We start from the raw sequence: 7,862 nt of genomic DNA, 5'->3' as shown, positions 1-7,862 counted from the left end.
GGTTAACAGGAATACCCGACCATCCTGCTACAATTTCGGCGATATCGGAGTCGGTAACTTGTTCTCTTAAGAGGGTTTCTCCTTGGGATTGTATTTCAATTAATTTAGTTTCTTTGGCTTCTAAATCCCGTTGTAATCCTTCTAATCTACCATACTTTAATTGAGCTGCTTTATTAAGATCATAAGCTCGTTCTGCTTGTTCAATTTGTACTCTTAACTGTTCTTCTTCTTCTTTTAAAGCATTAATTTCTTCTAGCATCTGTTTTTCAGATTGCCATTGTTGACCTAATGTTTCATGAATGTCTTCTAATTCTTTAATTTCTTCTTCTATTTTTTTCAACCGTTCTTTAGAAGAGGGATCAATCATTAAACCTTGTCTTTTTTCTTCTCCTTCTAAAGATAGTTTTTCCATTTGTAGCTGCATCAAACGGCGATCTACGTCTTCTAATTCTACCGGTTTAGACGTAATTTCCATCTTCAATTTTGCAGCAGCTTCGTCTACTAAATCAATGGCTTTATCAGGGAGGAATCTATCAGTAATATAACGATGGGATAAGTTAGCTGCAGCCACTAAAGCAGAGTCGGTTATTTTGACCCCGTGATGCACTTCATAGCGTTCTTTGAGTCCCCTTAAAATAGAAATGGTGTCATCTACGGTGGGTTGCTTGACATACACTTGCTGAAAACGTCGTTCTAAGGCAGGATCTTTCTCAATATGCTTTCGGTATTCATCTAGGGTGGTTGCACCGATACAGCGCAATTCTCCCCGTGCTAACATGGGTTTTAAGAGGTTCCCTGCATCCATCGAACTGCCTTCCCGTGATCCGGTTCCTACTACGTTGTGAAGTTCATCGATGAAGAGGATAATATGACCATCGGAGTTTGTCACTTCCCTCATTACAGCCTGTAAGCGTTCCTCAAACTGTCCCCGTAATTTTGCCCCTGCCACTAAGCTGCCCATATCTAGGGAGATTAATTGCCGATTTTTGAGAGATTCTGGCACATCTCCGTTAATTATGCGCTGCGCCAGTCCTTCGGCGATCGCTGTTTTTCCGACACCGGGTTCTCCGATTAAAACGGGATTATTTTTAGAACGACGGGATAAAACCTGAATAACGCGACGGATCTCTTCATCTCTACCAATTACAGGGTCTAACTTTCCTTCTCTTGCTGCTTCGGTGAGATCCCGACCATACTTATCCAATGCTTCATAACGATCTTCTTGATCTTGTTCGGTAACTTTTTGGCTTCCTCGTACTGATTTTATGGCCTGTTCTAAGTCTTGGGGGTCAAGGTTAAAACTGCGTAAACAACGCCGTCCGATGCGTTCATCTTCTGCAAACCCAACCCATAAATGCTCGACGGAGATATATTTATCATCCCAACTTTCACGGGAGGCTTCAGCGCGATCAAGCATCACATCGAGACTACGGCCTAAGTATAGCTGATCGACGGTGACAAATTTAGCTTGTCGGTTGGTAAAGGTTTCAACCTGTTGCTGCAACCGAGGGATATCAATTTCAGCCCGTTCTAAAATCCGCAAAGTTAAGCCTTTTTCTTGTTCTAAAAGGGCTAAGATGACGTGTTCTACTTCTAGATTTTGATTTTTGAAGCGTCGGGCGACTTCTTGCGATTTTACGATAGCATCCCAGGCTTGTTCGGTGAACTTTTCAGAATCAGTAGGTTGCATTAGCGACTAAAGTTATCCCTCAATATGATAGCAATCTATAAGAATAGTATATCAATGTTAGTAGTGACCAGTGAACAGTTATCAGTGATCAGTGACCAGTTATTAAATTTAATGTCTTGTGGCAACCGGTCTGTTTTTTAATAGGAAGAATACAAAAAAAAGATGATTCATGAAGTCAGAAGTCAGAAGTGTGAAGTCAGAAGTTTTTTTCTAATAATCTATGATAATGAATGGAAAATTGGAACAAATTATTATTTTACTGAATTACTTAAAGTAGAATTTAGTTCTATCAACTGTTGTGAATATGATTTTTTTATAGAACGATTAAAATATGATTGTAATCAAGCTATTTAGTATCTTCTTAAATCTTTATCTCAAGAATATCCTTATATACTTTCTCTACAGAAAACTTGTTTTGTTATTGAAAGACCATATGATTTAATGTACTTAGGATAGATAAGATTTTAAATGTCAAAACCTGAAAAGCCAAGCGATCGCATTCCCCAAAAAATTAAATTTTGATCCACTATTAAATTCTCCCATTGTTCATAATTATCTTGTTTAAAATAATTATATAAATTTTCAGCATCCCCACCCGTTAAAATAATTTTACTCTCAGGATACTTGATTAACCAATCATCAATAAATGTTTGAATTCCACTTAAAACAGTGTATAAAATACCACTAATGATCGCATTTTCTGTATTATTAGCCCAGCGATCGCCTAATTTTTGGGGTAACTGAATATTAGGTAAGGCTGCTGTTTTGGTTGATAATGAATTAAATTGTAACTTTAATCCGGGTAAAATAGCCCCACCGATAAAACTGCGATCGCTATCAATACCTGTCAATGTTAAAGCCGTACCAGCATCAATTACCAAACAAGGAAAATGATACATTTCTCCTGCACCGAATGCAGCTAAAGCTCGATCAATTCCTATGGTTGAATAAAGATTATTAAGGGGAATATCTTCTAACTTAATTAGATAAAACTTTTGATAAGTTTGCCATAATTTAGTTTGAGAAGGAACCACCGAAGCCACAATTAAAGGTAAGGTAAGAGACAGATCACCCAGAAGATAATCATCAAATAATCTTAAAGGATTAACAACTTTTTCAAGATGACGGGTATCCCAAGTCTGGCGTAAATTCTCTCCTTGAAAATATGCCCAATGCAGTCGAGAATTACCAATCATTAAACCTAACCATTCTTTTGATGTTTTTCTATTCACAGTTTTGTGGCTTGTTATGGTTTGTGTAGACTATTTTTTAAAATTTAAATGTAATTTAATAATATTTTATAATTAAAACCAGCACCAAATTAGCAATAATAATGTTATCATTTCTAAAGTCTTGCGAATTATAACCATTAATTTATGAGTAGCGAAAACGAGTATATACAAGAAGCCGATGCCACCCGTGTCCGAGTCTTAAGCGAAGCCCTCCCCTACATCCAACAATTCGCTGGACGCACTGTGGTCATTAAATATGGAGGGGCTGCCATGAAAGATAGTTCCCTCAAAGATAAAGTCATTCGTGATATCATTTTCCTCGCTTGCGTCGGGGTTCATCCAGTGGTGGTTCATGGTGGCGGGCCAGAAATTAATACTTGGTTAGATAAACTGGGCATTGAACCCCAGTTTAAAGACGGGTTAAGGGTAACTGATGCGCCCACAATGGATGTGGTAGAAATGGTCTTAGTGGGCCGTGTGAATAAAGAATTAGTGTCCTTAATTAACCAAGCAGGAGGACAAGGGGTAGGACTCTGTGGTAAAGATGGTAACTTGGTTAAAGCTCGTCGTGTGGATAAGGATGATATTGGTTTCGTTGGAGAAGTGAGTAAAGTCAATGTCAAAATTGTTCACTCTTTAGTCACTAATAACTACATCCCCGTCATTTCTTCTGTAGCGGCCGATGACACAGGACAGGCCTATAATATTAATGCTGATACCTTCGCCGGAGAAGTGGCAGCAGCATTAGGAGCAGAAAAATTGATTCTCTTGACCGATACCCCAGGTATTTTAGAGAATTATCAAGATCCGAGTACATTAATCACCAAACTAGATATTAAACAGGCCAGAGACTTGATTGCTCAAGGTATTGTCGCCGGAGGGATGATTCCAAAAGTGAATTGTTGTGTGCGATCGCTGGCCCAAGGCGTTAGAGCCGCCCACATTATTGATGGTCGTATCCCCCATGCTCTTTTACTAGAAATCTTTAGCGATCGCGGTATTGGTTCAATGATTGTTGCCTCAGAATATCAGTCTTAAAGGTAGCGATATTGAGCTTTTTGGTAGTAATTACCGTACTGATGAGTCAAAAGACTTGCAGAAATTGAATAAATCAGTTATAACTGAAACAGTGAAAATACTTCTCAAAACAGATCCTTCGATAAATACCTACGATTTAACAAAATACCAATCCAGAGAGAGAAGTGTTGCTCAAGAGAGCATTTGTACAATTTAGTAAACGCAAATTAATTGAGTCTATGACGAAACAAGTAGCTCATCCTATGATGAAGTTTCAACGTAAAGTGTCCTCACTGGTAGAGTCAAACGTTCTAAAACCCAGTGATAGCATTTGGAAATTAGCCCTTTTATACGGTAATGACTGGTCTTACTGGAAAAAAGAACTATTAGAGTTTGGTTTTACCATGCAAGATCCCGTTAGCGAGGTGTTAGTCGTTGAAGCATGGGATGAAGATTAACCCAACCTAACCAAACTCGGAATTGATTGCAATGACAAACACTGATTGATAGTTCTGTCTCTACTCATCTATCCTTGCAATCATGTTCTACAAAACGCCTTATCTATACGGTTTAACCACAGTCAAAATTTTTTACGAAAAACAGTCTTGTGGACGTAGCCTAGATAGGTTTTTTAATGTTAAGGTAGAAGTCATCAAAGATTATTACCTGTTAAGGAGATATCTATGCTACACCGCAAGATTTATCAGCTTTGTACAGAAGGCCGAGAAGTTTGTCTCTTCTTGCGGGATCAGCAACGTTGGATCGAAGGTGCTACCATTGTTTCTTTAGAAGCGGATTTAGTCACCATTCGCTATGAGACCGAAGAGGATGACGAAGTCAGTTCTTGGGAAGAAATGGTAAGACTCGAAAGTATTGGTTCCGTTAGCCAAAAATTAGCTTCTGTACCCAGATACAACTCAGAAATTTTTGTTTCTGATGATTGTCCCGAAGCCGAACAAATTCATCCCCAGTCCCCTGACTCTAATCAAGATCCAAAGAGTTAGGGACTCACCCATCATTTTCCCTGCTTTTCTGGTTCAATAACGCCGGCATGAACCGGCAGTTTTTTTGCTAGGATCATCATTTAAACTTGCTCTATAATAAAAGGGTGAGACAAAAGATTGTGGTTAATTATTTATCGTTATCATTCAGCAATAAAATGATAACCTCACCTCAGTCTTTTAAAATATTATTACTGGAAAGATTATGCAGACAGTGGATACAAAGTCAGGAAATTCTGACGCGATGGACGCACCTAAACACGGTTTACCGGTCACCATTATCACAGGATTTCTCGGTAGTGGAAAAACCACCCTTCTTAATCATATTCTCACCAATCAAGAAGGTATCAAAACCGCAGTATTAGTCAATGAATTTGGAGAAATTGGCATTGATAATGAATTAATTGTGACCACCGATGATAATATGGTGGAACTAAATAATGGTTGTGTATGTTGTACCATTAATGAAGATTTAGTTCAAGCGGTTTACAAAGTTTTAGAACGGCCAGAAAAAGTCGATTATTTAGTGGTTGAAACCACAGGACTCGCCGATCCTTTACCCGTTGCACTAACCTTTTTAGGAACCGAATTAAGGGACATGACCCGGCTTGATTCCATTATTACGATGGTAGATTGTGCTAATTTTAGTTTAGATTTATTTAATTCAGAAGCAGCTCATAGTCAGATTGCTTACGGGGATATTATCGTTTTAAATAAGACTGATTTAGTGGATGAAGGGGATGTGGATTCTTTAGAAATTCGCATTAGAGATATTAAAGACTCGGCGAGAATTTTACGGACTCAAAAATCTCAAGTTCCCTTACCCCTAATTCTCAGTGTGGGATTATTTGAGTCAGATAAATATTTTGACCACGAAGAAAGCAAACATGATCATGATCACGACCATGATCATCACCATCACCACGATCACGACCACGATCATCACCACCATGATCATGATCATCATTCCCACCACCTAGAAAATGATGGGTTTACCTCCATTTCCTTTGAAAGTGATCAACCCTTTTCTATTCGTAAGTTTCAATATTTTCTAGATAATCAATTACCCGCTAATATCTTTCGGGCTAAAGGGATTTTATGGTTCAATGAAAGTGAGAAACGTCACATTTTTCACCTCAGTGGGAAACGGTTTACCCTAGAAGATGATGAATGGAAAGGAACCCCTAAGAATCAATTGGTGTTGATTGGACAAAACCTTGATAAAGAGAAGTTGTATCAACAGATTGAACATTGTTTATCCCTTCCTGCAAACAGTAAAGGGAAAGGGTTTGGTTAAACTGACTGTTTTCTTTTTCCCCATCTAATCAGTTTTAATTTAGATGGGGTGTTAACTTGCTTGTGAGCAACATTCAAAACAATTCATTAAATTAAATGCTAAAATACGCTTATTATCCAGGTTGTGTGGCTCAAGGGGCTTGCCGTGAACTGTATTTATCCACTGCGGCCTTAACAGACGCTTTGGGCATAGAATTAATTGAACTTAAAAAAGCAGCCTGTTGTGGTTCAGGAACCTATAAAGAAGATTCTCAACTGTTAGAAGATACGGTTAACGCCCGCAATATTGCTTTAGCAGAGTCCTTAAATCTGCCCTTATTGACCCATTGTAGTACCTGTCAAGGGGTCATTGGCCATGTAGATGAACGGTTAAAAGATGCCAAAAGCAATGATCCTGCATATTTTGAAACGGTCAACGGATTTTTGAAAAAAGAACAATGTTCTCCCTATCAAGGTAGCACAGAGGTTAAACATTTATTATGGGCTTTGGTGGCTGATTATGGGTTAGAGACCTTAGCTAAAAAGGTAAAACAGAAGCTGTCTGGGTTAAAGTGTGCAGCCTTTTATGGCTGTTATTTATTAAGAACTCAGGATAACCTACCCTACGACAATAAATTTCAACCGGAATCGTTAGAAAATGTTTTTCGTACTGTTGGGGCGACCCCGATTTATTATCAAGGAAGAACGCAATGTTGTGGCTGGCCATTGTCCAGTTATGCCACAGAACAATCGTTTAAAATGGCTGGAAATCATATTAAAGAAGCCCTAGAAGCAGGGGCAGATTGTTTAGTGACTCCTTGTCCTCTTTGTCATTTAAACTTGGATTCTAGACAACCAGAAGTCGAAAAAGTTATCGAGGAAAAACTGGGGTTACCGGTGTTACATTTACCCCAATTAGTGGCTTTATCTCTGGGAATTGAACCTGAAAAATTAGGGTTAAGTCGTCATGTTGTGTCGACAAAACCCGTGTTAGAAAAATTAGGTATATTGTAAATACCACTATTTATCAATGAACAATTAATAAATAGTGGTATTTTATTTTTGGTAAGATGGACTTGGACCTCTCGTATTGTTTTAGCGAGTGTAGAATTCTGATTGCCTAATTCGCCGTACGACAGCGAATGTGAGACGCACGAATCTGCTTACGAAGCAGATTCAACAGATTGATTAATAGTTAATAATGAAGTGAAGATAATAACTGATGTTGAAATGGGTTTCATTTGTTTAATGAATAGCTTTTGTAAGTAAGCTTTGAGTTTTTTCTATTATAGCTATTGGTTGAGTCCAGATGATTGTCCAAGTATCACCAGTTCCCATCATTTCCATATCATTATCAATTCCAGGTTTCCCTAACAAATCAATCATGACTCTAGCTAAAATACATTGAGACGAAACTTGATTAATAATAACAGTGGTTAAAACATTATCAGTGCCTTGGATGGTTTCATGGGAGATAGATTTAATATTCATGAAAATCAAGAATTTTTTAATATTACTGAGTGAAATTGAACAATTCACTAACTTACAATATTAGTAAATTTTAGCTTTTATGTTAGTATATATTTTTATCAATGAAAACTATCACGCTCTTAATAACAACTTTATTATTAACTCAAGCCAAAACTA

8 protein-coding genes are annotated in these 7,862 nt (G+C 37.8%); 5 read left to right on the top strand and 3 right to left on the bottom strand.

Annotated elements, in window-relative coordinates:
• Together C4E06_RS20425 and C4E06_RS20415 are read right to left on the bottom strand one after the other, a co-directional pair.
• A partial coding sequence (locus C4E06_RS20425; RefSeq protein ID WP_157951194.1) for a Clp protease N-terminal domain-containing protein occupies positions 1-1,690 on the bottom strand: 1,690 nt, incomplete at its 3' end.
• A 464-nt stretch (positions 1,691-2,154) separates the two neighbouring features.
• On the bottom strand, positions 2,155-2,922 hold the full coding sequence (locus C4E06_RS20415; RefSeq protein WP_107670238.1) for a pantothenate kinase: 768 nt from the start codon (positions 2,920-2,922) through the stop codon (positions 2,155-2,157).
• Positions 2,923-3,066: 144 nt separating this feature from the next.
• Between C4E06_RS20415 and argB the strand changes: the two genes are divergently transcribed.
• The 5 genes from argB (at position 3,067) to C4E06_RS20390 (ending at position 7,229) form a co-directional block, all read left to right on the top strand.
• Positions 3,067-3,960, top strand: coding sequence for an acetylglutamate kinase (gene argB / locus C4E06_RS20410; RefSeq protein ID WP_107670236.1), 894 nt, complete (start codon positions 3,067-3,069; stop codon positions 3,958-3,960).
• A gap of 218 nt (positions 3,961-4,178) precedes the next feature.
• Positions 4,179-4,397: a DUF4327 family protein gene (locus C4E06_RS20405; RefSeq protein WP_107670234.1), complete on the top strand. Its 219-nt coding sequence runs from the start codon at positions 4,179-4,181 to the stop codon at positions 4,395-4,397.
• Between the two features lie 225 nt (positions 4,398-4,622).
• Positions 4,623-4,943 (top strand): DUF6679 family protein, encoded by a 321-nt coding sequence (locus tag C4E06_RS20400; protein WP_107670232.1) that lies wholly within the window; start codon positions 4,623-4,625, stop codon positions 4,941-4,943.
• Between the two features lie 202 nt (positions 4,944-5,145).
• Positions 5,146-6,237 carry a GTP-binding protein gene (locus C4E06_RS20395; RefSeq protein WP_107670230.1) on the top strand — a complete coding sequence of 364 codons (1,092 nt, stop codon included), beginning with the start codon at positions 5,146-5,148 and terminating at the stop codon, positions 6,235-6,237.
• Between the two features lie 95 nt (positions 6,238-6,332).
• A complete protein-coding gene (locus C4E06_RS20390) occupies positions 6,333-7,229 on the top strand; it encodes a CoB--CoM heterodisulfide reductase iron-sulfur subunit B family protein (protein WP_107670228.1) in 897 nt (298 codons plus the stop codon).
• Between the two features lie 231 nt (positions 7,230-7,460).
• Here the strand turns inward: C4E06_RS20390 and C4E06_RS20385 are convergent, their stop codons facing one another.
• Positions 7,461-7,706: a hypothetical protein gene (locus C4E06_RS20385; protein WP_107670226.1), complete on the bottom strand. Its 246-nt coding sequence runs from the start codon at positions 7,704-7,706 to the stop codon at positions 7,461-7,463.
• Positions 7,707-7,862 lie beyond the last annotated feature (156 nt).

This window comes from Cyanothece sp. BG0011 (assembly GCF_003013815.1).
Lineage (GTDB): Bacteria > Cyanobacteriota > Cyanobacteriia > Cyanobacteriales > Microcystaceae > Crocosphaera.
Note: the sequence above shows the minus strand (reverse complement) of the source record. Positions and strands in the feature narration are given on the sequence as shown.

What these genes read in the sequence shown, in the direction of transcription:
- argB (WP_107670236.1), top strand. Translation starts at nt 3,067, where the DNA reads ATGAGTAGCGAAAACGAGTATATACAAGAAGCCGATGCCACCCGTGTC.
- C4E06_RS20405 (WP_107670234.1), top strand. Translation starts at nt 4,179, where the DNA reads ATGACGAAACAAGTAGCTCATCCTATGATGAAGTTTCAACGTAAAGTG.
- C4E06_RS20385 (WP_107670226.1), bottom strand. Translation starts at nt 7,706, where the DNA reads ATGAATATTAAATCTATCTCCCATGAAACCATCCAAGGCACTGATAAT.
- C4E06_RS20395 (WP_107670230.1), top strand. Translation starts at nt 5,146, where the DNA reads ATGCAGACAGTGGATACAAAGTCAGGAAATTCTGACGCGATGGACGCA.
- C4E06_RS20400 (WP_107670232.1), top strand. Translation starts at nt 4,623, where the DNA reads ATGCTACACCGCAAGATTTATCAGCTTTGTACAGAAGGCCGAGAAGTT.
- C4E06_RS20390 (WP_107670228.1), top strand. Translation starts at nt 6,333, where the DNA reads ATGCTAAAATACGCTTATTATCCAGGTTGTGTGGCTCAAGGGGCTTGC.